A 24,884-nucleotide genomic window follows, 5' to 3' on the forward strand; every position below is an offset into this window, starting at 1 on the left:
AGGCATCAGCCGTCAGCCATCAGTCGTCCGTGTCCAGGAACCCCCGGAGCTCCTCCGGCAGAAGCTTGGAGCAGGAGTGCTTCGCCTCGTTCGTGAGGGCGTCGTTGGTGCACGTGTAGTAGTCGCGGTAGACCAGCTGTGCCGTGAAGGACGCGGCGACCAGGGCGATCGCCAGGGACGCCGTGACCAGGCCGCTCACCGCCGCCGTCGTCTGGGGGCGGCCACCGCCCTGCTGCTCGGGGGCGGGGGCGGGGGAGTCCGGGTCCGGCCTGCGGGGCTTGGCGCGCAGGGAGCTGATGGCCCAGTACAGGGCGAGCGCGCCGAGCAGCAGCGCCACGTACGGCCAGCTGAAGAGGGCGAAGAAGAAGGCCCACATGCCCGACAGCAGGGCATAGCGCGCCCGGCGCTGCGCGGGATCCGTCGGGTCCCAGCGCACGTTCGGGCCGCCACCCTGAGGGCCGCCGCCCTGGCCCTCGGGTCCGCCGCGGGGGCGCTCGCCGAAGCCGCCGGGGGAGCGGCCGGGCTGCTGGTCGCTCCACTGGCTGCCCCAGGGCGAGCGGTCTCCACCGTTGCCGTCATCGGAGTCCTGCGAGTCGTCGCCCGACGGGCGCCGCGGCTGCCAGGGCCGGTCCGGCGTGCCCTCGGGCGGCGGGGCGAAGGGGTTGTCCTCCTGGGATCCGCGCCCCCGCCCCTGCCCGCCGTCGCCGCCCGAAGGCGCGTCGGGCGGTGAGCTGGGGCGCTCCCGCAGCAGCACGGCGCCGCGCTCCCCTCCCTGCGGCAACAGCTGGGGGAACGTGAGGAGTCGCAGGCTGCGGTCCGGCATCAAGTGAGCGTCTTCCCGTTGTGAGGAGCAATGTGTGGACAGAACGGAACGGCGTCGGACCCGCGTCCGTCACCTCCTGAACGCACCACGTCCGGACGTCGTTCCCGAACCGGCTCCGTCCAGACGCTACCTTCCGGCCCTGCCCCCGTCCCGTGGGGGCCGTCCGGTGTGCCGGTATCGTTGCTGACGGTCGACCGGTTCGTAGGCTTCCCCGTATCCGGGGACGCAAAGCATTCGTATGAATGTACAAAACGCTGAACACCGACGACCACCTTGGACAGACGCTCCCCCGAGAAAGGCCCCCACCGTGGCCGCCAAGCCCGTGGCCCCGCGCGCCAAGCGCCTCGTCGTGCTGGTCTCCGGATCCGGCACCAACCTCCAGGCGCTGCTCGACGAGATCGCCGCCGTCGGCGCACCGGCGTACGGGGCCGAGATCGTGGCCGTCGGCGCGGACCGCGAGGGCATCGAGGGGCTGGCGCGGGCCGAGCGCGCCGGGCTGCCCGCCTTCGTGTGCAAGGTCAAGGACCACGGCAGCCGCGAGGAGTGGGACGCCGCCCTCGCCGAGGCCGTCGCGGCGTACGAGCCCGACCTCGTCGTCTCCGCCGGGTTCATGAAGATCGTCGGCAAGGAGTTCCTCGCGCGGTTCGGCGGGCGGTTCGTCAACACGCACCCCGCGCTCCTGCCCAGTTTCCCGGGAGCCCACGGCGTGCGGGACGCGCTCGCGTACGGCGCCAAGGTCACCGGCTGCACCGTCCACTTCGTCGACGACGGCGTCGACACCGGGCCGATCATCGCGCAGGGCGTGGTGGAGATCCGGGACGAGGACGACGAAGGCGCTCTGCACGAGCGCATCAAGGAAGTCGAGCGAAGGCTGCTCGTCGAGGTCGTGGGGCGCCTCGCCCGCAACGGCTATCGCATTGAGGGACGAAAGGTAGTTATCCAGTGACCGCCGAGAGCAACAAGCGGCCCCTTCGCCGGGCGCTCGTCAGCGTCTACGACAAGACCGGTCTCGAGGACCTCGCGCGCGGGCTCCACGAAGCCGGGGTCGAGCTCGTCTCCACCGGCTCCACCGCCGCGAAGATCGCCGCTGCCGGCGTCCCCGTCACCAAGGTCGAGGAGCTCACCGGCTTCCCCGAGTGCCTGGACGGCCGGGTCAAGACCCTGCACCCGCGCGTGCACGCGGGCATCCTCGCCGACCTGCGCCTGGACAGCCACCGCGAGCAGCTCGCCGAGCTGGGTGTCGAGCCGTTCGACCTCGTCGTCGTGAACCTCTACCCGTTCCGCGAGACCGTCGCCTCCGGTGCCTCGCCCGACGAGTGCGTCGAGCAGATCGACATCGGCGGTCCGTCGATGGTCCGGGCCGCCGCGAAGAACCACCCGTCGGTCGCGGTCGTCACGAGCCCGGCCCGGTACGCCGATGTGCTCAAGGCCGTCCAGAACGGCGGCTTCGACCTCGCCACCCGCAAGCGGCTCGCCGCCGAGGCCTTCCAGCACACGGCCGCCTACGACGTGGCCGTCGCCTCCTGGTTCGCCTCCTCCTACGCGCCCGTGGACGAGTCGCAGTTCCCCGACTTCCTCGGCGCCACCTGGGAGCGCGAGCACACCCTGCGCTACGGCGAGAACCCGCACCAGCCGGCGGCCCTGTACGTCTCGGGCACCGGCGGCCTCGCCCAGGCCGAGCAGCTGCACGGCAAGGAGATGTCGTACAACAACTACACGGACACGGACGCCGCCCGCCGTGCCGCGTACGACCACGCCGAGCCGTGTGTCGCGATCATCAAGCACGCCAACCCCTGCGGCATCGCCGTCGGCGCGGACGTCGCCGAGGCGCACCGCAAGGCGCACGCCTGTGACCCGCTGTCGGCGTTCGGCGGTGTGATCGCGGTCAACCGTCCGGTCAGCAAGGAGATGGCGGAGCAGGTCGCGGAGATCTTCACCGAGGTCATCGTCGCGCCCGGATACGAGGACGGGGCCCTGGAGGCCCTCACCAAGAAGAAGAACATCCGCGTGCTGCGCTGTGCCGAGGGGCCGGCCGCGCCCGTCGAGGTCAAGCCGATCGACGGCGGCGCGCTGCTCCAGGTCACCGACCGCCTCCAGGCCGACGGCGACGACCCGGCCAACTGGACGCTGGCGACCGGCGAGGCGTTGAGCGCCGACGAGCTGGCCGAGCTGGCGTTCGCCTGGAAGGCCTGCCGCGCGGTGAAGTCCAACGCGATCCTGCTCGCCAAGGACGGCGCCTCGGTCGGCGTAGGCATGGGGCAGGTCAACCGGGTGGACTCCGCGAAGCTGGCCGTCGAGCGGGCCGGTGCCGAGCGTGCCGCGGGCGCGTACGCCGCGTCGGACGCGTTCTTCCCCTTCCCGGACGGCCTGGAGATCCTCACCGCTGCCGGAGTCAAGGCCGTGGTCCAGCCCGGCGGTTCGGTCCGTGACGAGCTGGTCGTGGAGGCCGCGCAGAAGGCCGGCGTCACGATGTACTTCACGGGGACGCGGCACTTCTTCCACTGAGCCCGTCGACGGAGCGGGCCGGCGGAACTTCGCCGGCCCGCTCCCGCCATGTCAGGCGTCGGCCATGTCAGGCGTCGACCTCGTACCGCCCGGTCTCCAGGAAGTACCGTAGTTCCTCCGGCGTGCCGTCGATGACGTCCTCGGCGGCCGCGCGCAGCGCCGCGCTGATGGTCGGGTCGGCCAGGATGCGGGCGACGGCGACGCGGTCGTCCTCGGCCTGGGCGAGGCGGTAGCCGGTTTCCAGGAAGGCGCGCAGGGCTTCGGGGGTGTTGGTGTCGAGGGCCTTGGTGGCTTCGCGCTTGACGCCTCGGCCGGAGTCGGGGTCGCCGATGATGCGGACGATGGCGACGCGGTCGTCCTCGGCCTGGGCGAGGCGGTAGCCCGTCTTCAGGAACTCCCGCATGTCGTCCACGGTGCCGTCGAGCGCCTCGTTGGCCTCGCGGGTGACGCCGCGGCCGGAGTCCGGGTCGGCCAGGATGCGCGCGATCGCGATACGGAGCTCGTCCTCCGACATCTCGTCCACCGGCGTCCCGTCCGACGGCGCTGCCGACGCCACCGCGACGGCCGCGGGAGCGGTGCCGGCGGCGAACGCCGGAGTGGTGAGCAGGAGGGCGGGCGTCAGGGCGCCGGCGGCGACGAGCAGGGCACCGCGGGTGAGTCTCATGCGTGAACCTTCCTTCGGGACAAGGGAATCGAGAGCATGTTCGCATGTCCCGTTCGGCGGGGCCGCCCTTTTATGACGGCGCGTCAACGTCCCTGTCCGCGAGGTCACTTCCGACCGTCGGGCGCGTACTCCTCCAGGAAGTGGGCGACGCGGTCGGCGTAGCCGCGTACGTCCGGGGGCACCCCCTTCGTCGCGTTCACGGTGCGGTACGACGTGCGGTACGCGGAGGCGATCAGGACCTGCCGGTCGCCCGGCAGGTCCTCGTGCAGGCGTGGGGCGATCCAGCACAGGTAGCGGCCCATCGCCGGGATGGACTCGGCGGGTGGGAAGGGGGGTTGGGGGACCGTCTCGCCGGGGGTGCCGTCCTCGTTCATCCACCAGCGCAGGACGCGCGGGGTCCAACGGGCGATGCCGTACTCGTTGTTGTCGGGGTCGGAGAGGTCCGGGTCGAAGTCGCTCTCCACCTTCAGCATGGCGGCGATCAGGACCGGTGTGACCTCCTTCTGGTCGCAGTCGTGCGCCGTCTCGACGATCAGCAGCCGGTAGGCGGGCGGAACGCCCCGGTCGGTGCGGAGCTCGGAGGCGCCGTACGCGGCGGCGGAGACATGCGCGGACGCGCCGGGCCCGGTTCCGCCGCCCATTCCGTCGCCGGTTCCGCCGGCGCCCGCCCAGACGCTGATGCCGTAGGCGAGGGCGGCCAGGGCCGCGGCCGCTCCGGCCAGGACGGCCATGACGGACCCGCGGCGCAGGCGGCCGGCGGTGCGCAGACGGCCGGCGGTGCGCAGACGGCCGGCGGTGCGCAGACGGCCGGCGCTGCGCAGACGGCTGACGGTGCGCAGGCGCGGGAGGCGGAAGACGCGCCGGTCCGGGCCCGCGGCCACCGTCACACGGCGCAGCAGCTCGGTGCCGCCGATGCGCTGCCGGTGCGTCCGGGTCAGGCAGGCGCGCACGATCTCCCGCCAGTCGTCGGGCAGTTCCGGCGACAGGCGCAGTTCGTCGACGCCGCGGGCGTAGGCCGCCGCCGCGTCGCGCCGGGCGGTCGAGGTCGCCCCGGGCAGCGGGAAGGAGTCGGTGAGCACGAGGTGGGCGAGGACCCCGAAGGCCCAGATGTCGGCGGACGGGCGGATGCGGCGGCCCCGTTCGCCGATCTCGGTCCACAGGAGTTCCGGCGGGGTGTAGTCGGGGGTGGAGAAGGCCGGCGTGTAGGCGTGGGTGCCCTCCAGCTCCGCGGCCATGTTGAAGTCGGCGAGGCGCATCGAACCGTCGGCCATCAGCAGCACGTTGGCCGGCTTCAGATCGCCGTGCACCCAGCCGGCGCCGTGCAACTGGGCGAGGCCCTCGGCGATCTGCGCGAGCAGCGCGGGGCCGGCCGCGGGCCGGGGCGTCGCGGCGAGCAGGGCCGACAGGGAGCCCTCGGCCTTCTCCAGGACGAGGACGGTGGCGCCGTCCAGCTCCGGCCGCCCCGGGTCGTCGACCGTCAGCGTCTGGTACATCCGCACCAGCCGCGGGTGCCGCAGCCGCCGGTACAGCTCGACCTCCCGCTCGACCAGTTCGCGCAGGTGGGTCAGCCGGCGGGGCGTGGCCGTGCCGGTGGGCAGGAACTTCAGCGCGGCCGTGGGCGGCAGCCCGGTGCCGTCACCGACGCGCCGGGCGGCGTACACACTGCCGAAGGCGCCCGTCGCGATGGGCTCGCGCACCTCCCAGTCGCCGACCCGGTAGCCCTTGGGCACGGGAACGGCGTACGCCTCGGTCACCGTCTCGCCCCGGCCCGATAGAGGTCGGGCGCGAGTCCGATGGGGGTGCGGTTTCGCTCGTCCTCCGTGGTCGGCGGAGGTACCACGATGATGCTGAACAAGGTGCTCTCCCCGTGCCTGAACAGCTACCACCGTCAGGGTAGGGCGACGCACCAGGGCCGTGCCCCCCTCGGACGGGTGAGACACGGCCCTTGGATGTGATTGGCGTGAACTGGTGCGGTCGTCGACCGGGTCCGTTCAGTAACGGGGGCGGTTGAACCAGGCCTTGCCGTTGGCGTTGCCGACGAAGACGGCCACCAGGATGGCGAGAACGGTGTGCACCAGGCCCACGATGACGAACGGGTAGATGCCGAGGACCGCCGTGATGATGGCGAAGACCAGGATGGTGATCCGGGCGCCGTTGCCGCCGTTCTTGAACTTGGTCGCCAGGACGGCCGCGAACACCAGCCAGGCCAGGCCGAACACCACGTAGCCCCAGATCAGGCCGGTCGAATCGCCGACCAGGTCCTGAAGCGCGGGGTTCTCCTGCACGGTCGCGTCGTCCTTCGCGGCATTGATGGCCGCGGCACCGATCCCGAGGAGCACCACGGCGACGACCTGCAGACCGACGATCACCCACATCATCACGCGGGCCGCGCTCACCGAGCCGGGCATCGTGGTCGGCGCGGCGGGGCCGCCGTAGGGGGAGACCGGAGGGGCCTGCGGGTAGCCGTAACCGGGCGCCTGTGCCTGGTCCTGCGGGTATCCGTAGCCCGGCTGCTGCGGCTGCTGCCCCTGGGGCGCGCCGTAGGGGTTGTTCGGGTCGCCGTAGCTCATGGGGGACTTTCCTCCGTTGATTCCGAGTGCGGGGACGACGCGTGACATCCGCACGGAGGAAAATCTTCAGTATTGCGACCGTCCCCCCGTTGAGCTGCCCGCGGCACTTGTCGGGTCATCGTTCTTCACCACTGACCGGCTTGTCCAGCCGCATTCCCGATGTGTTGTGCAAGTGCAACATCGCTGATCATGGGCGGATACGGGAGGCCGGCCCCCCGGTGCCCGGATTGCGGTCGGATTGGAACCGCGGCGGGGTCATCCGCGAGGATGGGGCCATGACCGCCCAGATTCTCGATGGCAAGGCCACCGCAGCCGCGATCAAGTCCGATCTGACCGCCCGCGTGGCGGCGCTGAAGGAGAAGGGCGTCACGCCCGGCCTCGGCACGATCCTGGTCGGGGAAGACCCCGGCAGCCAGAAGTACGTCGCCGGCAAGCACCGCGACTGCGCGCAGGTGGGCATCGCCTCCATCCAGCGCGAACTGCCCGCCACGGCGACCCAGGAGGAGATCGAGGCGGCCGTCCGCGAGCTCAACGAGGACCCGGCCTGCACCGGGTACATCGTGCAACTGCCGCTGCCCAAGGGCATCGACGAGAACCGCATCCTCGAGCTGATGGACCCGGACAAGGACGCGGACGGGCTGCACCCGATGAACCTGGGGCGTCTCGTCCTCAACGAGCCCGCCCCGCTGCCCTGCACCCCGAACGGCGTGCTGACGCTGCTGCGCCGCTACGGCGTGGAGATCAAGGGCGCCGAGGTCGTGGTCGTCGGACGCGGCGTGACCATCGGCCGGCCGATGCCGCTGCTGCTCACCCGCCGCAGCGAGAACGCCACCGTCACGCAGTGCCACACCGGCACGCGTGATCTGTCGGCGCACCTCAAGCGCGCGGACATCATCGTGGCCGCCGCCGGTTCCGCCCATCTGATCCGGGCCGAGGACGTGAAGCCCGGCGCGGCCGTCCTCGACGTCGGCGTCTCCCGCAGCGCCGAGGGCAAGATCGTGGGCGACGTCCACCCCGACGTCGCCGAGGTCGCCGCCTGGATCTCCCCGAACCCCGGCGGAGTCGGCCCGATGACCCGTGCCCAGCTGCTCGTCAACGTGGTCGAGGCGGCGGAGCGCAGTGTCGGCTGAGCACCGGACCCCGAGCGGGGCCGAGCACCGGGCCCCGAGTGAGGCTGAGCACCGGGCCCCGGGCGGGCATGAAACGCGCGGCGGGGACGAAACGCTCGGCGGGCATGGAACGCGCGGCGGGGACGAAACGCTCGGCGGGCATGGAACGCGCGGCGGGGACGAAACACACGGCGGGGACGAAACGCGCGGCGGGCAGGAGACGCCGAGGGGACACGAGTCACCGGAGGACATCACCGTCCGGGACCCCGTCAGCGCGCCCGACGCGGAGGGTCGGCCGCGGCGGGTCACCCGGCGCTTCCCGCTGTTCACCAAGGACACCGCGCGGCCCGAGGGCGGTGGCCGGGCCGCGCCCGGGGACGCCCCCGCGCCCGCCCGGCAGTGGCCCGTCCTCGCCGTGCTGGGGCTGGCCGGGCTCGGGCTGCTGGTGACGGCGTTCGGCCAGTTCCGGATCGGGACGCTGCTGATCGGCGTCGCCCTGCTGGGCGGTGGCGCGATGCGCTGGCTGCTGCCGGGCGTCGGCATGCTCGCCGTCCGCTCCCGCTTCACGGACATCGTCACCTACGGCCTGCTGGGCACCGTGATCGTCCTGCTCGCGCTGATGGCACAGCCGAAACCGCTGCTGCAGATCCCGTTCCTGAAGGACACCCTGCACTTCACGGTCACCAACGAATGACGGGGACGGCGGGCCGTCCCCTCCCCCGAGGAAGGACGGCCCGCCGCCACGACCCACCCTCGGCCACGACGAACGGCCTGTTCAACGGCTGTCAGAGCGCTGTGGCACGGAAGTGACGGTTCCGGTACGTCCCGCTTCCGGTTTCGATCCGATACCGCACAAAGTGGTACGACGACGGGGTGGGCAGGGACAATCAGGACGGTCCAGGGGGGATCGCGCGCGGACACCGTGCTCCTGTGCGCCCCCCGTCAGGGAACTGAGATCCTGACTGGACGCATCCCTGTGGGTATCCACAACGGGGACTCGGCCAAGGCCGCCACGCGCGGGGCGAACAGCGCGAGAAATATCAGCACGACCGGGGGGAAGAGGGGGAGCAATGCCTCGTTGGAAGGCCTTGCCGGATGAGCTCGATCCACAGATCAGGGAGTTCACCAGCCAGCTGCGCAGACTCGTGGACCGCAGCGGCCTGAGCATCGCGTCGGTGGCGGACCGCACGGGCTACAGCAAGACGTCGTGGGAGCGTTACCTGAACGGCCGGCTGCTCGCGCCGAAGGGCGCGATCGTGGCCCTGGCCGAGGTCACCGGCACCAATCCGGTGCACCTGACCACGATGTGGGAGCTCGCCGAGCGCGCCTGGAGCCGCTCGGAGATGCGGCACGACATGACGATGGAGGCCATACGGATCTCCCAGGCGCGCGCCGCGCTCGGGGAGTTCGGCGGGCAGGACTTCACCGACCCCTCGGCCGGCGGCAAGGCGGCTTCGGCGGGGGAGGGCAGAGCGGCCTCCGCGGGCGACGCCAAGCCCGCCCGCCGGAGCGGCGGCACCACGGTCACGCCGGGCATCGCGGGACCGGCCGGTGTGGCCCCGACCGTGCCGCCGCAGCCGACGGCGCCCGAGGTCCAGGACTCCACCGGCGCGGGTGTGCGGGAGGAGAGCGGGTGGGCCGCCGAGCCCGAGGTCAACTCGTGGGGGCTGGCCGGGTACCAGGGCCCGTCGCCGACGGGCGGGCGCTCCGCCGGGGCCGGTCCGGGCCGGGGATCCCGGCCCGGCGCGGGGTCCGGAACCTCCGCCGGATCGCCCGGCGGCCCCGGGTGGACGCCCGGCGCCGGGACGGACCCGTACGCCGAACCCCAGGACGCAGTCCCGGGCCGGGCCGGTGGTGCAGGTGCCGGTATGGCAGGTGCCGGTGGTGCCGGTGGTGCCGGTGGTGCCGGTGGTGCCGGTGGTACCGGGGGGCCCCGCCGGACCGCCTCCGCCTTCTCCTCCGCCTCCGCGGGCAAGAAGCGGACCGTGACCTTCCTCGCGGGGGTCGTGGGCGTGCTCGTGGTGATCGCCGGCGCGTTCTACCTCACCGGCGGCGGTGGCGACGACGAGGCCAAGGGCGGCACCAAGTCGCCCTCGCCGACCGTCAGCAGCGACCCGAAGCTGCCGCCCGGCGTGAAGTGCAGCGGCGACAGCTGCACCGGCAAGGACGCGGAGGCCATGGGGTGCAGCGGTGACCTGGTGACCACCGCCCAGACCGCGACCGTCGGCACGACCGTCGTCGAGGTCCGCTACAGCGAGACCTGCAAGGCGGCCTGGGGTCGCATCACCCAGGCGACACAGGGCGACGAGGTCCAGATCACCTCGGGCAAGGCGAAGCAGACCGGCAGCATCACCGCGGCCGGTGACGCCATCGCCTACACCCCGATGCTGGCCGTGAAGAACGCCGCGGACGCCAAGGCCTGCACGACCCTGGCGGCCGGCCAGAACGGCTGCACCGACTAGCCGACGGGCGGCTCCGCCGGGCGGCCGGGCTGCATCGACGGGCCTTGGGCGGTTCTGCTGGTCGGCGGGCCGCACCCCCGGGCAGCTCCGCCGGTAGACGACGGCCCGCCCCACCCGTCGCCGACCCGCCCCGCCCGTCCACAAGCCCACCCCGCCCCACCCGGGCGAAGAATTTCCGAACGGGAGGAGTGCCCGCCGGAATCGCGGGCACGCGAACCGTACCCCCACGGGAGTCCGGCACGGTCGGTATCCCCCCAGGCGGCCGCCTTCGTCCTCCTCTCCCGGACGGGCGGCCGCCTCTCGCGTGGTGGCGGGCACGCGGAACCTGGGGTTGTGGGCCGGGCCACACCGACCCGGACGTCCGGGATCCCGGATGCGCGATAGCCTGACGGCTGGATGGATCTCTTGACGCCAAGAGATCGATCAAACGTCCGGGGCAGGGACCCCGCCCCACCGCCAGCTGTCATACGGAGAACGCCATGACCCGCACTCCCGTGAACGTCACCGTCACCGGCGCGGCCGGCCAGATCGGTTACGCCCTGCTCTTCCGCATCGCCTCCGGTCAGCTGCTCGGCGCGGACGTGCCGGTGAAGCTGCGCCTGCTGGAGATCACGCCGGCCCTGAAGGCGGCCGAGGGTACGGCCATGGAGCTGGACGACTGCGCGTTCCCGCTCCTGCAGGGCATCGACATCACCGACGACCCGAACGTCGCCTTCGACGGCACCAACGTCGGTCTGCTCGTGGGCGCCCGCCCCCGCACGAAGGGCATGGAGCGCGGCGACCTGCTGGAGGCCAACGGCGGCATCTTCAAGCCGCAGGGCAAGGCCATCAACGACCACGCCGCGGACGACGTCAAGATCCTGGTCGTCGGCAACCCGGCCAACACCAACGCCCTCATCGCCCAGGCCGCCGCGCCGGACGTGCCGGCCGAGCGCTTCACCGCGATGACCCGCCTGGACCACAACCGCGCGCTGACCCAGCTCGCGAAGAAGACGGGCTCGACGGTCGCCGACATCAAGCGCCTGACCATCTGGGGCAACCACTCCGCCACCCAGTACCCCGACATCTTCCACGCCACCATCGCCGGCAAGAACGCCGCCGAGGTCGTGAACGACGAGAAGTGGCTGGCCGACGACTTCATCCCGACCGTCGCCAAGCGCGGCGCCGCCATCATCGAGGCCCGTGGCGCCTCGTCGGCCGCGTCCGCCGCCAACGCCGCCATCGACCACGTCTACAGCTGGGTCAACGGCACCGCCGACGGCGACTGGGTCTCCATGGGTATCCCGTCCGACGGTTCGTACGGCGTGCCGGAGGGGCTCATCTCCTCCTTCCCCGTCACCACCAAGGACGGCTCGTACGAGATCGTCCAGGGCCTGGAGATCAACGAGTTCTCCCGCACCCGGATCGACGCCTCCGTCAAGGAGCTCGAGGAGGAGCGCGAGGCGGTCCGCGGCCTCGGCCTCATCTGATCGAAGCCCCCGAGGGGTTCGCGCGTGGGTCCCGCACCGGCTCTCCGGTGCGGGACCCACGCGTTTTTCGGTGCGGGACCCGCGCGTTGGTCGGTGCGGGGCCCGCGCGTTTTTCGGGCGCGACCAGCCCCCTGCCCCGACCGGACCGAAAGGCAAGCCAAGCCCGGTCCCGGGCCCATCTGCGCGAGGTGCTCGCAGACGGCGGCGCCGGCGCAGATCGGCGTGCCCGACGTGCCGGGCGTACTCCTCGACGAGCTCGACGAGCATGCGCCGCCCGTTCGGAGAGTGCCCGGCACGGCTGGTGAACGCGGCGATCCGTGCGCGAGTCGGCCGACGGGCGCGTGGGGGAGGACCCGCCGGAAGGCTTCCGGCCCTGGTGAGCTGATGCCCGGGGCGCGCCGACGCCTACGGCCGGTTCGCCGCACTTTTCGTTCCTGTTTGTCCACATCTCCCGTGATGCAGCGCACTTTCGGCCACAGGCGTGCATGCAATTGCGGGAGGAGGGCAGGCGAACTCGGTCTCTTAGTGACACGAATGTGACACAGGGGCGCTGATCAGGAACGGAAGGCGAAGAGCGATCATGGCGGAAAGTACCGAACTTCAGGCGCGTGAAACCATCCATGCGGGAGGAGAGTGGCGGGCGGCCACCTCCGGGGCCACCCGCGAGATCCTCGACCCCGCGGACGCCCTGCCCTTCGCCGTGGTCGCGGAGGGCGACGAGAAGGACACCGACCTGGCGATCGCCGCCGCCCGGCGCGCCTTCGACGAGGGGCCGTGGCCGCACACGCCCGTCACCGAGCGAGCCGCGCTGCTGCGCCGCGTCGCCGATCTCCTGGTCCGTGACCGCGAGAAGCTCGGCCGGCTGGAGGCCCAGGACGCGGGCAAGACCGTCGAGGAGGGCCGCGTCGACATCGACTGTGTCGCCGACGCCTTCCGCTACTTCGCCGACCTGGTCGCCGGTGAGGCCCCCGGCCGTGTCGTGGACGCGGGCTCGCCCGACATCCACAGCGTCGTCGTGCACGAGCCGATAGGCGTCTGCGCGATGATCACGCCCTGGAACTACCCGCTGCTCCAGGCCAGTTGGAAGATCGCCCCCGCCCTCGCCGCCGGCAACACCTTCGTCATCAAGCCGAGCGAGATCACGCCGATGACGACGATCGCGGTCATCGAGCTGCTCGTCGAGGCCGGGCTCCCCGCGGGTGTCGCCAACATCGTCACGGGCCCCGGACATTCGGTCGGCGCCCGCCTGTCCGAGCACCCCGACGTCGACCTGGTCTCCTTCACCGGCGGCCTGATCAGCGGCACCAAGGTCGCCGAGGCCGCCGCCCCGACCGTCAAGAAGGTCGCCCTCGAACTCGGCGGCAAGAACCCCAACGTCGTCTTCGCCGACGCCTGCGCCACCGAGGAGGGCTTCGACACCGCCGTCGACCAGGCCCTCAACGCCGCCTTCATCCACAGCGGCCAGGTCTGCTCGGCCGGCGCCCGCCTCATCATCGAGGAGTCGGTCCGCGACCGCTTCGTCACCGAACTCGCCCGGCGCGCCGAGAAGATCCGCCTCGGCCGCGGCACCGAGGACGGCGTCGAGTGCGGCCCGCTCGTCTCCGAGCAGCAGCGCGCCAAGGTCGAGATGTACGTCGAGTCCGCCCTCAAGGAGGGCGCCGTGCTGCGCTCCGGCGGCAAGCGCCCCGAGCCGTCCGCGCAGCGCCCTGAGAACGGCTACTTCTACGAGCCGACCGTCCTCGACCACTGCCACCGCGAGATGCGCGTCGTACGGGAGGAGGTCTTCGGGCCGGTCGTCACCGTCGAGACCTTCCGGACCGAGGACGAGGCCGTCGCCCTCGCCAACGACACCGAGTACGGACTGGCGGGCGGCGTCTGGACCGCCGACGCGGGCCGCGCCCGCCGCGTGGCCGGCCGGCTGCGCCACGGCACCATCTGGATCAACGACTTCCACCCCTACCTGCCGCAGGCGGAGTGGGGCGGTTTCGGCAAGAGCGGAGTGGGCCGCGAACTCGGTCCCGCCGGACTCGCCGAATACCGGGAGACCAAGCACGTCTACCAGAACCTCGCTCCGAAGCCGGTGCGCTGGTTCGCGGGCTGATCCCAGTCCCCTCGCCGGGCTGCCGACCCCCATCCCGGGCTGACCCCCACACCCCGGGCTGACGGCCCCGTCCCCCGAGCCCGTTCACTTCATCCCCACTGGAGCAAGCACGCCATGTCCCACACCAGTCATGAGTACGACTATGTCGTGATAGGCGGCGGAACTGCTGGTTCCGTGATCGCCTCCCGTCTCACCGAGAACCCGGACGTCACCGTCGCCGTCATCGAGGGCGGCCCGAGCGACGTCGGTCGTGACGACGTGCTGACCCTGCGCCGCTGGATGGGCCTGCTGGGCGGCGAGCTCGACTACGACTACCCGACCACCGAACAGCCACGCGGAAACTCGCATATCCGGCACAGCCGGGCCCGCGTCCTGGGCGGCTGCTCCTCGCACAACACCCTGATCGCCTTCAAGCCGCTGCCGGCGGACTGGGACGAGTGGGAGGCCGCGGGCGCCAAGGGCTGGGGCGCGGTGCAGATGGAGGCGTACTTCGCCCGGCTCAACAACAACATCGTCCCGGTCGACGAGAAGGACCGGAACGCCATCGCCCGCGATTTCGTCGACGCGGCCCAGGAAGCGCTGGGCGTGCCGCGCGTGGAGGGCTTCAACAAAAAGCCGTTCACCGAGGGCGTCGGCTTCTTCGACCTCGCCTACCACCCCGAGAACAACAAGCGGTCCTCGGCGTCGGTGGCGTACCTGCACCCCGTGATGGACGAGCGGCCCAACCTGACGATCCTGCTGGAGACCTGGGCGTACAAGCTCCAACTGGACGGCAACCGCGCCGAGGGCGTGCACGTGCGCACCAAGGACGGCGAGGAGATCCTCGTCAAGGCACGCCACGAGGTCCTGCTCTGCGCCGGCGCTGTCGACTCCCCGCGGCTGCTCATGCACTCCGGCATCGGCCCCAAGGCCGACCTGGAGAAGCTCGGCATCCCCGTCACGCACGACCTGCCGGGCGTCGGCGAGAACCTGCTCGACCACCCCGAGTCGGTCATCGTCTGGGAGACCAACGGCCCCATCCCGGAGAACTCCGCGATGGACTCCGACGCGGGCCTGTTCGTGCGCCGCGACCCCGAACAGCCGCACCCCGACCTGATGTTCCACTTCTACCAGATCCCGTTCACGGACAACCCGGAGCGACTGGGCTACCAGCGTCCGGAGTTCGGCGTCTCGATGACCCCGAACATCCCCAAGCCGAAGAGCCGCGGCCGGCTCTACCTGACCAGCGCCGACCCCGAGGTCAAGCCCGCGCTGGACTTCAGGTACTTCACCGACGAGGACGACTACGACGGCAAGACCCTCGTCGACGGCATCAGGATCGCCCGCGAGATAGCCAAGACCGAGCCCCTGGCCGGCTGGCTCAAGCGCGAGGTCGCCCCCGGCCCGGACGTCACCGGTGACGAGGAGCTCAGCGAGTACGCGCGCAAGGTCGCGCACACCGTCTACCACCCCGCCGGCACCTGCAGGATGGGCGCCGCCGACGACCGGTCCGCCGTCGTCGACCCCGAGCTGCGCATCCGCGGCCTGGAGGGCATCCGCATCGCGGACGCCTCCGTGTTCCCCACGATGACCACCGTCAACCCGATGATCGGAGTGCTCATGGTCGGTGAGAAGGCCGCCGAGTTGATCGGTGGTGGTTCCAAGTGACCGCGACCCTCGAACCCCCCACGGAGCAGACCATGGACACCACTCCCGTCTTCTCGGTGGAGGGCCTGTGGAAGGTGTTCGGCCCCAAGGCCGACCGCGTTCCCGGCGACCCCGAGCTCACCGCCCTCGACCCCGCCGAGCTGCGCTCCCGCACCGGCTGCACGGCCGCCGTCCGCGACGTCAGCTTCGACGTGCGCAAGGGCGAGGTCTTCGTCGTCATGGGCCTGTCCGGCTCCGGCAAGTCCACGCTGGTGCGCTGTCTGACCCGGCTGATCGAGCCGACGGCGGGCACCATCGTCATCGACGGCGAGGACGTCCGCGCCATGGACCGCTCCCGGCTGCGCGAACTGCGCCGCCACCGCGCCGCCATGGTCTTCCAGCACTTCGGCCTGCTGCCGCACCGCACGGTCCTCGACAACGTCGCCTACGGCCTGGAGATCCAGGGCATGGGCAAGGCCGAGCGGCGTGAGCGGGCCGCCGAAGTCGTCACCAAGGTCGGCCTCGAAGGCATGGAGCACCGCCGCCCCAGCCAGCTCTCCGGCGGCCAGCAGCAGCGCGTCGGCCTCGCCCGCGCGCTCGCCGTCGACCCCGAAGTCCTCCTCTTCGACGAGCCGTTCAGCGCGCTCGACCCCCTCATCCGGCGCGAGATGCAGGAGGAGGTGGTCCGGCTCCACCACGAGGAAGGCCGCACGATGGTCTTCATCACGCACGACCTCCAGGAAGCCCTCAAGCTGGGCGACCGCATCGCCCTGATGCGCGACGGCCGGGTCGTCCAGCTCGGCACGCCCGAGGAGATCGTGGGCTCGCCCGCCGACGACTACGTCCGCGAGTTCGTCCGCGACGTCCCGCGCGAGCAGGTCATGACCGTCCGTACGGCCATGCGCCGCCCGTCGGCCGGCCAGGACGGCAGCGGACCGGCCGTGCGCCCCGACGCGACGGTGTCCGAGGCGATCGAGGCGGTCGCCCGCGCCGGCGCTCCGGCCCGGGTCGTGGACAAGGGCCGGTGCGTGGGCGTGGTCGACTCCGACACGCTCCTCGGCGTCGTCGCCGGCACGGAGCAGCCCGCTCCGCCCGGGACGGAGCAGCCCAAGGAGGCGGTCTGATGGCTACCATCACCGCGAACCCGCCCCGCGTGGGCCTGCCCGGTCTCCTCAAGCACCGGGCCGTGCACAAGTTGCTGCTGCTCGCCCTCGCCGCCGCGGTCCTCGTGCCGCTGGCCAACGCCCGCTGGGCGAGCGGCACGTGGCCGAGCGCGCTGACCGTCGACTTCTCCGAGCCGCTCGCCAAGGCCAGCGACTGGATCATCGACAACCGCGACAGCCACCCCCTGTTCCTCTACTTCTTCGGCCACGTCAGCAACGTCGTCGTCATCGGCGTACGGGCCGTCTACCTCACTCTCCTGGCCGTCGGCTGGGCCGGCGTGACGGCCCTGGGCGCGCTGGTCGCCTGGCGCGTGGCGGGCGTGAAGCTGGCCCTCGGCACCGGCGCCGCGTTCCTGGCCTGCGGGCTGCTCGGCATGTGGGTGCCGACCATGCAGACGCTCGCCCTGATGGTCGTCGCGGTCCTCGCGTCGGTCCTGGTGGGCGTCGTGCTCGGGCTCGCCGCCGGGCTGTCCGACCGGATGGACCGCGTGCTGCGGCCGGTCCTGGACACCATGCAGGTGCTGCCCGCCTTCGCCTACCTCCTGCCGGTCGTGCTGATCTTCGGCATCGGCGTCCCGGCGGCCGTCCTGGCCACCGTCGTCTACGCCGCCCCGCCCATGGCCCGCCTCACCTCGCTCGGGCTGCGCGGGGCCGACAAGGAGGTGCTGGAGGCCGTCGAGTCGCTCGGCTCCACGGCACGCCAGCGCCTGCTGACGGCCCGGATCCCGCTGGCCCGCAAGGAACTCCTCCTCGGCCTCAACCAGACGATCATGATGGCGCTGTCCATGGCCGTCATCGCGGCCGTCATCGGCGCGGGCGGTCTCGGTGACCGCGTCTACCAGGCCCTGGCCTCGGTCGACGTCGGTGCCGCTCTCGCGGCCGGTATCCCGATCGTGCTGCTGGCCGTCGTCCTCGACCGCGTCACGGGCGCGGCGGGGGAGAAGCTCGGCGCCGAACCCGAGCCGCACAGCGGGCGCGGCTGGCTCTTGGCCCTCGCCGGCGTCGTCGTCGTGGCGGTCGCCGGGCGGCTCGCGGGCCGCCTCGACTGGCCCGACTCCTGGGTCGTGGCCATCGCCGAGCCCGTCAACCGCGCCGTCGACTGGATGACCGCGCACCTGTACTCGGGCGTCCCCGTCATCGGCGGCACCGCCGACTGGGCCGGTCACTTCACCACCTGGGTCCTCGACCCGATGCGCGACGGCCTGCAGGCGCTGCCCTGGTGGTCGGTCCTGCTGATCGTCGCCGCACTGGCCTGGGTGATCGGCACCTGGCGCACCGCGCTCACCGCCGTCCTCGCCATGGCCGCGATCGGCGTCCTCGGCGTCTGGAAGCCGTCCCTGGACACCCTCTCCCAGGTGCTGGCGGCCGTCGCCGTCACCCTGGTCGTCGGCTTCGCCGTGGGTATCGCCGCGGCCCGCAGCGACCGTCTGGAGCGGGCGCTGCGCCCGGTCCTCGACGTGTTCCAGACGATGCCGCAGTTCGTCTACCTGATCCCGGTCGTCGCCCTGTTCGGCGTCGGCCGCGCCCCGGCCGTCGCCGCCGCGATCGTCTACGCGCTGCCGGCCGTCGTCCGGATCACCACCCAGGGCCTGCGCCAGGTCGACCCGGCCGCGCTGGAGTCCTCCAGTTCGCTCGGCGCGACCAGCTGGCAGCAGCTGAAGCAGGTGCAGCTCCCGCTGGCCCGCCCGGCGCTGCTGCTCGCCGTCAACCAGGGCCTCGTCCTGGTCCTCGCCGTCGTCGTCATCGGCGGCCTGGTCGGCGGCGGCGCCCTCGGCTACGACGTCGTCTTCGGCCTCGCCCAGGGCGACCTGGCGACCGGTCTGGTGGCCGGCGGCGCGATCGTCTGCCTCGGCCTGATGCTCGACCGTGTGACCCAGCCCACCGAACGCCGTGCGAAGAAGGGAGCGTGACATGCGAGTCCGTAAGACTGCCGTGATCGCCGCGGCGAGCTCCCTGGCACTGCTCACCGGCTGCGGCGCGGCCGACATGACCAAGCAGGCCTCGCCCTTCGCCAACGCGCAGGGCGCCAAGACCGTGACCCTGTCCGTGCAGTCCTGGGTGGGCGCCCAGTCCAACGTGGCCGTCGCCCAGTACCTCCTGGAGCACGAGCTGGGCTACCGCGTCGACACCGTCCAGGTCGACGAGGTGCCCGCCTGGGACGCCCTCAGCCAGGGCCGCGTCGACGCGCTCCTGGAGGACTGGGGCCACCCCGAGCAGGAACAGCGGTACGTCAAGGACAAGAAGACGATCGCGCCCGGCGGCGAGCTCGGCGTCACCGGTCACATCGGCTGGTTCGTCCCGACGTACTTCGCCAAGAAGCACCCGGACATCACGAACTGGAAGAACCTCGACAAGTACGCCGATCAGTTCCGCACCCCGGAGAGCGGCAGCAAGGGCCAGCTCATGGACGGTTCGCCGTCCTACGTCACCAACGACAAGGCGCTGGTGAAGAACCTGAAGCTGGACTACCAGGTGGTGTTCGCCGGGTCCGAGGCGGCGCAGATCACGCAGATGAGGCAGTTCGCCAAGGAGAAGAAGCCCTTCCTCACCTACTGGTACTCGCCGCAGTGGCTCTTCAAGAAGGTCCCGATGACCGAGGTGAAGCTGCCGGCGTACAAGGAGGGCTGCGACGCCGACCCGGAGAAGGTCGCCTGCGCCTATCCGCACACCCCGCTGCAGAAGTACCTCAACGCGGACTTCGCGAAGAGGGGAGGCAAGGCGGCGGCCTTCCTGAAGAAGTTCAAGTGGACGACCGAGGACCAGAACGAGGTCTCCCTGATGATCGCCGACAAGAAGATGACGCCGGAGGACGCGGCGAAGAAGTGGGTGGACAGCCACAAGTCCACGTGGAAGAAGTGGCTGTCCTGACGTTCACCGCGCGAGCCGGTCGGCGATCTCCCGCAGGGCCCGGGCGGCCCGTCGCTGGAGACCCGGCCCGAAGGTGATCCGGGTGGCCCCGAGCGCGCCGAGTTCGGCGGGTGAGGGGCCACCGTCGGCCGGGGCCCCCACGTTGACCGGCCCCTGGATCCCGGCCCGCAGCAGCGGCAGGATCTCCGGCGGGGCCCCGATCGGGTAGACGCAGTCGGCCCCCGCGGCGACGTACAGCGCGGCCCGCTCGATCGCCGGGTCGGGGTCGTCGATCCCGCAGGCGAAGGTGTCGACGCGCGCGTTGACGAACAGCCGGTCACCGGCCGCCTCGCGCACCTCGGTCAGCCAGGCGGCGTGCGCGCGGGGGTCCTTCAGCACCCCGTCCACGGAGTCCTCCAGGTTGCAGCCGACCGCCCCCACCTCCAGCAGCCGCTCCACGAGGTCCTTCGGCGCGAGCCCGTATCCGCCCTCCACGTCCGCCGAGACGGGCACGTCGACGGCCCGGACGATCCGGGCGACCGCCGCGAACATCTCGTCGGCCGGGACCTGCCCGTCCTCGTACCCGAGCGAGGCGGCGACCCCGGCGCTGGGCGTGGCGAGCGCCGGGAACCCGGCCTCGGCGAACACCCGCGCACTGGCCGCGTCCCACGGCCCGGGCAGCACGAGCGGATCACCGGGCACCCGGCCCCGGTGCAGGGCCCGGAACACGTCGGTCTTGGTCATGGCGTGTAACCCCCTGGCGGAATCCGGCGAGCGACCATCACCCGGTTCCAGTTGTTGATGGCGACGACCAGCCCGATCAGATGGGCCAGCCGCGTCTCGTCGAAGTGCTTGGCGGCCCTCTCGTAGACCTCGTCCGGCACGAAACCTCCCCCAGAGCCGAAAGCCTGGGAGGTGCCCCCAGTCAGGACCGTCACCGCCTCCGTCAGCGCCAGCGCGGCCCGCTCCCGCTCGTCGAAGACGTCCTCCGCCTCCTCCCACGCGGCCAGCAGATCGAGCTGCCGCTGGCTCACCCCGTACTCGCGGGCGAGCGCGAGATGCATGTCGAGGCAGAACGCGCAGTGATTGAGCTGGGAGGCGCGGATGACGACGAGTTCGGCGAGGGCCGGGTCGCCGAGCCCCTTCTTCGCCGTGGCGCTGACGGCCGAGAGGGCCCGGCCGACCGCCGGGTCCAGCAGCCGGGTCCGGGTCGTCACTTGTACTGGCCGGGCTCGTAGTGCCCCGGCGCCATCCGGCAGGTCACCCCGAACCGGTTCCAGGCGTTGATCACCGTGATCGCGGCGATGACCTGCGCCAGCTCGGCCTCCTCGAAATGCTTGGCGGCCCGCTCGTAGACCTCGTCCGGCACGAAACCGTCCGTCAGGACCGTCACCGCCTCCGTCAGCTCCAGCGCGGCGATCTCCTTGGCGGTGTAGAAGTGCCGCGACTCGTCCCAGGCGCTGAGCTGCACGATCCGCTCGACGCTCTCACCCGCCGCTAGGGCGTCCTTGGTGTGCATGTCGATGCAGAACGCGCAGTGGTTGATCTGGGAGGCGCGGATCTTCACCAGTTCGTACAGCGTGTGGTCCAGGCCCTTACGGGCGGCGGTCTCCAGCCGGACCATCGCCTTGTAGACCTCGGGCGCGTGCTTGGCCCACTCCAGGCGGGCGGGCCGCTCGGGGGCGTATTCCGCGCGTGCCGGGGGCGTCGTCTCGTCGCTGTGCGTCGTCATGCCCTCGATCCTAGGGAGGAAGCAGCCCAGAGGTATGGTCCATTTCCATGGCGGAAACCTGGGCCACTCTGGGCATCGACCTGCTGGTGGAGCCGACCGGACCGGGCCTGCGCAGGGGCCTGACCGACGCCCTGCGCGAGGCCGTGCGCTCCGGCCGGCTGGCCCCCGGAACCCGGCTGCCCTCCTCCCGCTCGCTCGCGTCGGACCTGGGCATCGCCCGCAACACCGTCGCCGACGCCTACGCCGACCTCGTCGCCGAGGGCTGGCTCACCGCCCGGCAGGGCTCGGGCACCCGGGTCGCGATGGGGGCACCTCCCACGCCCTTCAGGCAGCGGGGGAGGCAGGTCGTCCCGCCGTCCGGCACGGCACCCCACCCCCGCGCCGTCACCCGCCCGGCCTACGATCTGCGCCCCGGCAGCCCCGACCTCGCGTCCTTCCCGCGCGCGGAGTGGCTCAAGGCCGCCCGCCGCGCCCTCACAGCCGCCCCGTACGAGGCCCTGGACTACGGCGACCCGCGTGGCCGCCCCGAGCTGCGGGCCGCGCTCGCCGGGTACCTCTCCCGGGCCCGGGGCGTGCGCGCCGACCCCGAACGGATCGTGGTGTGCGGCGGGTTCGCGCACGGCCTGAAGCTGCTCGGCACGGTCCTGCGGGCGCGCGGGGCACGGACGGTCGCGGTCGAGTCGTACGGCCTCGACGTGCACCGGAGGATCCTGGCCGCGTGCGGACTGCGCACCACCCCGCTGCCCTTCGACCGACTCGGCACCGACCCGGGCGAGCCGGCGGCCGCCGAGGCCGTTCTCCTCACCCCCGCCCACCAGTTCCCCATGGGCGTGCCCCTGCACCGGGACCGCCGTACGGCCGTCGTGGACTGGGCGCGGCGCACCGGCGGGCTGGTGCTGGAGGACGACTACGACGGTGAGTTCCGCTACGACCGGCAGCCCGTCGGCGCGCTCCAGGGCCTGGACCCCGACCGGGTGGTCTACCTGGGCACCGCCAGCAAGTCCCTCGCGCCCGGTCTGCGGCTGGCCTGGATGGTGCTGCCGCCGGGCCTCGCCGAGGAGGCCGCGGCGGCCAAGGGCGGCGTCGACACGTGCGGGGTGCTGGACCAGCTGACCCTGGCCGAGTTCCTCACCTGCGGCGCCTACGACCGGCACGTCCGCGCGACCCGCCTGCGCTACCGGCGCCGCCGGGACGCCCTGGTCGCCGCCGTCGCCGCCCGGGCCCCGGAAGCCCGCGTCACCGGCATCGCGGCCGGTCTGCACGTCCTGCTGCGCCTGCCGCCCGGCACCGAGCAGTCGGTGGTCCAGGCGGCGCACTGGCGGGGTCTCGCGCTCCACGGGCTCGCCCGCTACAGCAACCCCGAGGCGCAGGCCGAGCCCGTCGACGCCCTGGTCGTCGGATACGGCACACCCCCGGACCACGCCTGGTCCGGGGCGCTGGACGCGCTGTGCGCGGTCCTGCCCGGATAATCACGCGAATTCCCCTCCGGAATACGTCCCCGGCGGATATGGTCACCCCATGAGTGAAAGTTCTGCCATATCCCGCGTGGCCCTGAAGGAAATCACCCCGGACGTCTCCGCGGCAATGGGCTCTCTGCACGCCGCCGCCGTATCCGCGGCCCAGGACGCGAAGCTCGAACCGGAACTGCTGGAACTGGTCAGGATCCGCGCCTCGCAGATCAACGGCTGCGCGTTCTGCCTCGACCTGCACGCCAGGGACGCCCGCGGGCAGGGCGAGACCGAGCAGCGCCTCCACACCCTGGCCGCCTGGCGGGAGACGCCGTTCTTCACCGAACGCGAGCGCGCCGCCCTGGCGTTGACCGAGGCGGTGACACTGGTCCACGACGGTCGCGTCCCGGACGCCGTCTACGCCGAGGCGGCCGAGGTCTTCGACGAGAACCAGATCGCGGCCCTCATCTGGGCGGCCACCGTCATCAACGCCTACAACCGCATCGCGATATCGACGCGCATGGCCCCGAAAAACTGAAAAACTGAAAAGCTGGAAAAGGCGAGAGGGGAAGGGGAGCACGCCGGGTCGAATTCGACCCGGCGCTTCGTTTGCCCCGCTTTTCCCCGCGATTCAGTCGGCAGGCAGCGGCTCCGTCATGCCGTCCAGCCAAGTCCGCCATTCATCGGCCCGTTCCGCCGGAGGCACCCGCATCGGCCGTCCGGCCCAGCCCGTCACGGGCCGGATTCCGTGCAGCGCGTTCACCAGCCACACCTCACGGCCGTCCAGCCCGGCCACGGTCCGCTCCCGGTGCGCGATCCGGAACCCGGAGCGCAGCGCCCGCTCCTGAACCAGGCCGGCCGTCACACTCGGCAGGACGGGCAGCCGCGGCGGAGGCAGGCACAGGGTGTCGTCCTCCCGCCACAGGACACCGGCGGTGGCAGACTCCAGGACCGTGCCCGAGGGGGCGCGAGTTGTCCGGAAGGTGGAGAAATCCGGCAGCGGAGGAAAGCACGGCCGCTCACCGCGACGCGACGGCCCCCTCCTCCCCCTCCTCCCCCTCCTCCGCCTCCACCGGCGCCTCCCCGAACCGCGACAGCGCCAGCGCCCCCGCCACCGCCACCGCGAACCCGAGGATCGCCAGCCACCCCAGCCCCGGCCGGGTCCGGTCCCCGAGCCACACCACACCGATCAGCGCGGGCGCGACCGTCTCCCCGAGCACCAGCCCGGCCGTCGCCGTGGTCACCGACCCGCGTTGCAGGGCCGAGGTCAGCAGCAGGAACGCCGCCCCGCCGCCGAGCAGCAGCGCGTACGTCGCCGGATTGGGGAACAGTTCACCGGGCGAGAACCCGTCGATGAGCCGCACCGACACCTCCACCACCCCGAACCCCAGCCCCGCCCCGAGTCCGAGCGTCAACGCCCGCCCCCGCTCCGGCAGCCGCCCGGCCGCCGCCCCGAGCAGCAGCACCCCGGCCGCCGCCCCGACCATCGCCCACTTCAGCCACGCCGGCCCCTCCTCGTCGCCCTCCGCTCCGGCCGCCAGCCCCAGCAGCGCGAGCCCGGCACACACCACCGCCACCGCCGCCCACTCGACGCGGCTCAGCCGCACCTTGAGCAGCCGCGCCGCGACCACGGCCGTCACCGCGAGGCTCGCGGCCAGCGCAGCCCCCACGGCGTAGATGGGCACCGACCGCAGCGCGAGAATCTGCAGCACGAAACCGAGCCCGTCCAGCGCGAGCCCGGCCAGGTACCGCCACTGCCGCAGCGCCCGCCACAGCAGCGCCACGTCCCCGCCCGGCCCGGTCGCCGCCGAGCGCGCGGCGATCGCCTGCAACACCGTCGCCGTACCGAAACAGACCGCCGCACCGAGGGCACACACCATTCCAAAGATCACAAATCGACAGTAGGGGAGCGGCCGTGGACGGGGGGCCATGCGCGCCCGTTCACACCGATCTCTAGGCTGACCGTCTGTCAGTGCACAACGGGGCCACATGGGGGAGACACGCACATGGCTGAAACACGGCGAAGGCTGCGCTCGAGCACGGTGGTGCTGGGCGGCATGGGCGTCCTCGCGGCGGCCCTGTCCGCCTGCGGCTCCGACCCGGACCGCCGCTGCGTGGACCGGGACAGCTACGACTACATCAACGGCTACAAGATCGTCGCCGACAAGAACTGCTCGTCCGGCACGTCCTCCTCCGGCAAGGGCCGCAAGAAGACCGGCAAGACCAGGGTCGCCGACGCCGACTGGCACTACGACGCCGACGTCAGCGGCGGCTACGCCGAGGACGGCACCTTCAGCCGCAGCGAGGCCGTCGACCGGGGCGGCTTCGGCTGCTCCGGCTCCGGCAGCGGCGGCGGCTGAGAGCG

The 24,884-nt window shown here is 72.1% G+C and carries 22 protein-coding genes and 2 pseudogenes; 14 read left to right on the plus strand and 10 right to left on the minus strand.

Annotated features, from left to right (window positions below):
- Nucleotides 1–19 precede the first annotated feature (19 nt).
- Nucleotides 20–823: a hypothetical protein gene (locus QOL88_RS24265; RefSeq protein ID WP_097219443.1), complete on the minus strand. Its 804-nt coding sequence runs from the start codon at nucleotides 821–823 to the stop codon at nucleotides 20–22.
- Between the two features lie 307 nt (nucleotides 824–1,130).
- Here QOL88_RS24265 and purN point away from each other — a divergent pair, with 307 nt between their 5' ends.
- Complete coding sequence (purN, locus tag QOL88_RS24270; protein WP_097219446.1) at nucleotides 1,131–1,769, plus strand: phosphoribosylglycinamide formyltransferase; 639 nt, start codon at nucleotides 1,131–1,133, stop codon at nucleotides 1,767–1,769.
- Nucleotides 1,766–3,328 (plus strand): bifunctional phosphoribosylaminoimidazolecarboxamide formyltransferase/IMP cyclohydrolase, encoded by a 1,563-nt coding sequence (gene purH / locus QOL88_RS24275; protein WP_097219449.1) that lies wholly within the window; start codon nucleotides 1,766–1,768, stop codon nucleotides 3,326–3,328. Before purN ends, purH begins: the two co-directional genes overlap by 4 nt.
- 67 nt (nucleotides 3,329–3,395) lie before the next feature.
- Here purH and QOL88_RS24280 read toward each other — a convergent pair whose 3' ends face one another.
- The 4 genes and pseudogenes from QOL88_RS24280 to QOL88_RS24290 all read right to left on the minus strand — a co-directional run bounded on the left by QOL88_RS24280 (nucleotide 3,396) and on the right by QOL88_RS24290 (nucleotide 6,562).
- A complete protein-coding gene (locus QOL88_RS24280; protein WP_097219451.1) occupies nucleotides 3,396–3,992 on the minus strand; it encodes an ALF repeat-containing protein in 597 nt (198 codons plus the stop codon).
- Between the two features lie 104 nt (nucleotides 3,993–4,096).
- A complete protein-coding gene (locus tag QOL88_RS24285) occupies nucleotides 4,097–5,746 on the minus strand; it encodes a protein kinase domain-containing protein (protein WP_097219453.1) in 1,650 nt (549 codons plus the stop codon).
- 26 nt (nucleotides 5,747–5,772) lie between these two features.
- Nucleotides 5,773–5,847: pseudogene (locus tag QOL88_RS38910) on the minus strand (FHA domain-containing protein); the annotation flags it as partial.
- A 136-nt stretch (nucleotides 5,848–5,983) separates the two neighbouring features.
- Nucleotides 5,984–6,562, minus strand: coding sequence for a hypothetical protein (locus tag QOL88_RS24290; protein ID WP_097219455.1), 579 nt, complete (start codon nucleotides 6,560–6,562; stop codon nucleotides 5,984–5,986).
- A gap of 275 nt (nucleotides 6,563–6,837) precedes the next feature.
- On the opposite strand from QOL88_RS24290, the gene QOL88_RS24295 reads away from it, so the two are divergent.
- The 9 genes from QOL88_RS24295 to QOL88_RS24340 all read left to right on the plus strand — a co-directional run bounded on the left by QOL88_RS24295 (nucleotide 6,838) and on the right by QOL88_RS24340 (nucleotide 19,360).
- Nucleotides 6,838–7,692, plus strand: coding sequence for a bifunctional methylenetetrahydrofolate dehydrogenase/methenyltetrahydrofolate cyclohydrolase (locus tag QOL88_RS24295; protein WP_097219458.1), 855 nt, complete (start codon nucleotides 6,838–6,840; stop codon nucleotides 7,690–7,692).
- 229 nt (nucleotides 7,693–7,921) lie between these two features.
- Entirely contained in the window at nucleotides 7,922–8,365 is a 444-nt protein-coding gene (locus tag QOL88_RS38915) for a DUF3017 domain-containing protein (RefSeq protein ID WP_097223159.1), read from the plus strand.
- 376 nt (nucleotides 8,366–8,741) lie between these two features.
- The gene (locus tag QOL88_RS24305) at nucleotides 8,742–10,133 is read left to right on the plus strand and encodes a helix-turn-helix domain-containing protein (RefSeq protein WP_097219460.1); all 1,392 of its coding nucleotides are present in this window, start codon (nucleotides 8,742–8,744) and stop codon (nucleotides 10,131–10,133) included.
- Between the two features lie 479 nt (nucleotides 10,134–10,612).
- Nucleotides 10,613–11,602 carry a malate dehydrogenase gene (locus QOL88_RS24310; RefSeq protein ID WP_097219463.1) on the plus strand — a complete coding sequence of 330 codons (990 nt, stop codon included), beginning with the start codon at nucleotides 10,613–10,615 and terminating at the stop codon, nucleotides 11,600–11,602.
- A gap of 580 nt (nucleotides 11,603–12,182) precedes the next feature.
- Nucleotides 12,183–13,703, plus strand: coding sequence for an aldehyde dehydrogenase family protein (locus QOL88_RS24320; RefSeq protein ID WP_097219466.1), 1,521 nt, complete (start codon nucleotides 12,183–12,185; stop codon nucleotides 13,701–13,703).
- Nucleotides 13,704–13,817: 114 nt separating this feature from the next.
- Nucleotides 13,818–15,350 (plus strand): GMC family oxidoreductase, encoded by a 1,533-nt coding sequence (locus QOL88_RS24325; RefSeq protein WP_097219469.1) that lies wholly within the window; start codon nucleotides 13,818–13,820, stop codon nucleotides 15,348–15,350.
- Nucleotides 15,351–15,382: 32 nt separating this feature from the next.
- Nucleotides 15,383–16,453, plus strand: coding sequence for a quaternary amine ABC transporter ATP-binding protein (locus QOL88_RS24330; RefSeq protein WP_097223160.1), 1,071 nt, complete (start codon nucleotides 15,383–15,385; stop codon nucleotides 16,451–16,453).
- Entirely contained in the window at nucleotides 16,453–18,402 is a 1,950-nt protein-coding gene (locus QOL88_RS24335; protein ID WP_097219471.1) for an ABC transporter permease, read from the plus strand. The genes QOL88_RS24330 and QOL88_RS24335 overlap by 1 nt, the downstream gene beginning before the upstream one ends.
- Before the next feature lies 1 nt (nucleotide 18,403).
- Complete coding sequence (locus QOL88_RS24340; RefSeq protein WP_097219474.1) at nucleotides 18,404–19,360, plus strand: ABC transporter substrate-binding protein; 957 nt, start codon at nucleotides 18,404–18,406, stop codon at nucleotides 19,358–19,360.
- Nucleotides 19,361–19,363: 3 nt separating this feature from the next.
- Here QOL88_RS24340 and QOL88_RS24345 read toward each other — a convergent pair whose 3' ends face one another.
- From QOL88_RS24345 to QOL88_RS24355, 3 genes are read right to left on the minus strand one after another with little or no spacing between them, the layout of a single operon-like run.
- Entirely contained in the window at nucleotides 19,364–20,083 is a 720-nt protein-coding gene (locus tag QOL88_RS24345) for an isocitrate lyase/PEP mutase family protein (protein WP_097219476.1), read from the minus strand.
- A complete protein-coding gene (locus tag QOL88_RS24350) occupies nucleotides 20,080–20,556 on the minus strand; it encodes a carboxymuconolactone decarboxylase family protein (protein ID WP_283445904.1) in 477 nt (158 codons plus the stop codon). Before QOL88_RS24350 ends, QOL88_RS24345 begins: the two co-directional genes overlap by 4 nt.
- Nucleotides 20,553–21,071 (minus strand): carboxymuconolactone decarboxylase family protein, encoded by a 519-nt coding sequence (locus tag QOL88_RS24355; protein WP_097219479.1) that lies wholly within the window; start codon nucleotides 21,069–21,071, stop codon nucleotides 20,553–20,555. Before QOL88_RS24355 ends, QOL88_RS24350 begins: the two co-directional genes overlap by 4 nt.
- Before the next feature lie 47 nt (nucleotides 21,072–21,118).
- Here QOL88_RS24355 and pdxR point away from each other — a divergent pair, with 47 nt between their 5' ends.
- The gene (pdxR, locus tag QOL88_RS24360) at nucleotides 21,119–22,540 is read left to right on the plus strand and encodes a MocR-like pyridoxine biosynthesis transcription factor PdxR (RefSeq protein ID WP_097219481.1); all 1,422 of its coding nucleotides are present in this window, start codon (nucleotides 21,119–21,121) and stop codon (nucleotides 22,538–22,540) included.
- A 49-nt stretch (nucleotides 22,541–22,589) separates the two neighbouring features.
- Nucleotides 22,590–23,057 (plus strand): carboxymuconolactone decarboxylase family protein, encoded by a 468-nt coding sequence (locus QOL88_RS24365; protein ID WP_097219484.1) that lies wholly within the window; start codon nucleotides 22,590–22,592, stop codon nucleotides 23,055–23,057.
- A 93-nt stretch (nucleotides 23,058–23,150) separates the two neighbouring features.
- On the opposite strand, the pseudogene QOL88_RS24370 reads toward QOL88_RS24365, so the two are convergent.
- Together QOL88_RS24370 and QOL88_RS24375 are read right to left on the minus strand one after the other, a co-directional pair.
- A pseudogene (locus QOL88_RS24370) lies at nucleotides 23,151–23,483 on the minus strand (aminotransferase class IV); the annotation flags it as partial.
- A 55-nt stretch (nucleotides 23,484–23,538) separates the two neighbouring features.
- Nucleotides 23,539–24,399: a DMT family protein gene (locus QOL88_RS24375; RefSeq protein ID WP_097219487.1), complete on the minus strand. Its 861-nt coding sequence runs from the start codon at nucleotides 24,397–24,399 to the stop codon at nucleotides 23,539–23,541.
- Nucleotides 24,400–24,525: 126 nt separating this feature from the next.
- Here QOL88_RS24375 and QOL88_RS24380 point away from each other — a divergent pair, with 126 nt between their 5' ends.
- Nucleotides 24,526–24,879: a hypothetical protein gene (locus QOL88_RS24380; protein WP_097219489.1), complete on the plus strand. Its 354-nt coding sequence runs from the start codon at nucleotides 24,526–24,528 to the stop codon at nucleotides 24,877–24,879.
- The last annotated feature ends 5 nt before the right edge of the window (nucleotides 24,880–24,884 follow it).

It is taken from the genome of Streptomyces sp. Ag82_O1-12 (assembly GCF_900182715.1).
Lineage (GTDB): Bacteria > Actinomycetota > Actinomycetes > Streptomycetales > Streptomycetaceae > Streptomyces > Streptomyces massasporeus.

Bases quoted from the DNA above. Each gene is read 5' to 3' on its own strand.
- QOL88_RS24265 (WP_097219443.1), bottom strand. From the start codon at position 823: ATGCCGGACCGCAGCCTGCGACTCCTCACGTTCCCCCAGCTGTTGCCG.
- QOL88_RS24280 (WP_097219451.1), bottom strand. From the start codon at position 3,992: ATGAGACTCACCCGCGGTGCCCTGCTCGTCGCCGCCGGCGCCCTGACG.
- QOL88_RS24290 (WP_097219455.1), bottom strand. From the start codon at position 6,562: ATGAGCTACGGCGACCCGAACAACCCCTACGGCGCGCCCCAGGGGCAG.
- QOL88_RS24295 (WP_097219458.1), top strand. From the start codon at position 6,838: ATGACCGCCCAGATTCTCGATGGCAAGGCCACCGCAGCCGCGATCAAG.
- QOL88_RS24305 (WP_097219460.1), top strand. From the start codon at position 8,742: ATGCCTCGTTGGAAGGCCTTGCCGGATGAGCTCGATCCACAGATCAGG.
- QOL88_RS24310 (WP_097219463.1), top strand. From the start codon at position 10,613: ATGACCCGCACTCCCGTGAACGTCACCGTCACCGGCGCGGCCGGCCAG.
- QOL88_RS24320 (WP_097219466.1), top strand. From the start codon at position 12,183: ATGGCGGAAAGTACCGAACTTCAGGCGCGTGAAACCATCCATGCGGGA.
- QOL88_RS24325 (WP_097219469.1), top strand. From the start codon at position 13,818: ATGTCCCACACCAGTCATGAGTACGACTATGTCGTGATAGGCGGCGGA.
- QOL88_RS24330 (WP_097223160.1), top strand. From the start codon at position 15,383: ATGGACACCACTCCCGTCTTCTCGGTGGAGGGCCTGTGGAAGGTGTTC.
- QOL88_RS24335 (WP_097219471.1), top strand. From the start codon at position 16,453: ATGGCTACCATCACCGCGAACCCGCCCCGCGTGGGCCTGCCCGGTCTC.
- QOL88_RS24340 (WP_097219474.1), top strand. From the start codon at position 18,404: ATGCGAGTCCGTAAGACTGCCGTGATCGCCGCGGCGAGCTCCCTGGCA.
- QOL88_RS24345 (WP_097219476.1), bottom strand. From the start codon at position 20,083: ATGACCAAGACCGACGTGTTCCGGGCCCTGCACCGGGGCCGGGTGCCC.
- QOL88_RS24355 (WP_097219479.1), bottom strand. From the start codon at position 21,071: ATGACGACGCACAGCGACGAGACGACGCCCCCGGCACGCGCGGAATAC.
- pdxR (WP_097219481.1), top strand. From the start codon at position 21,119: ATGGCGGAAACCTGGGCCACTCTGGGCATCGACCTGCTGGTGGAGCCG.
- QOL88_RS24365 (WP_097219484.1), top strand. From the start codon at position 22,590: ATGAGTGAAAGTTCTGCCATATCCCGCGTGGCCCTGAAGGAAATCACC.
- QOL88_RS24375 (WP_097219487.1), bottom strand. From the start codon at position 24,399: ATGGTGTGTGCCCTCGGTGCGGCGGTCTGTTTCGGTACGGCGACGGTG.
- QOL88_RS24380 (WP_097219489.1), top strand. From the start codon at position 24,526: ATGGCTGAAACACGGCGAAGGCTGCGCTCGAGCACGGTGGTGCTGGGC.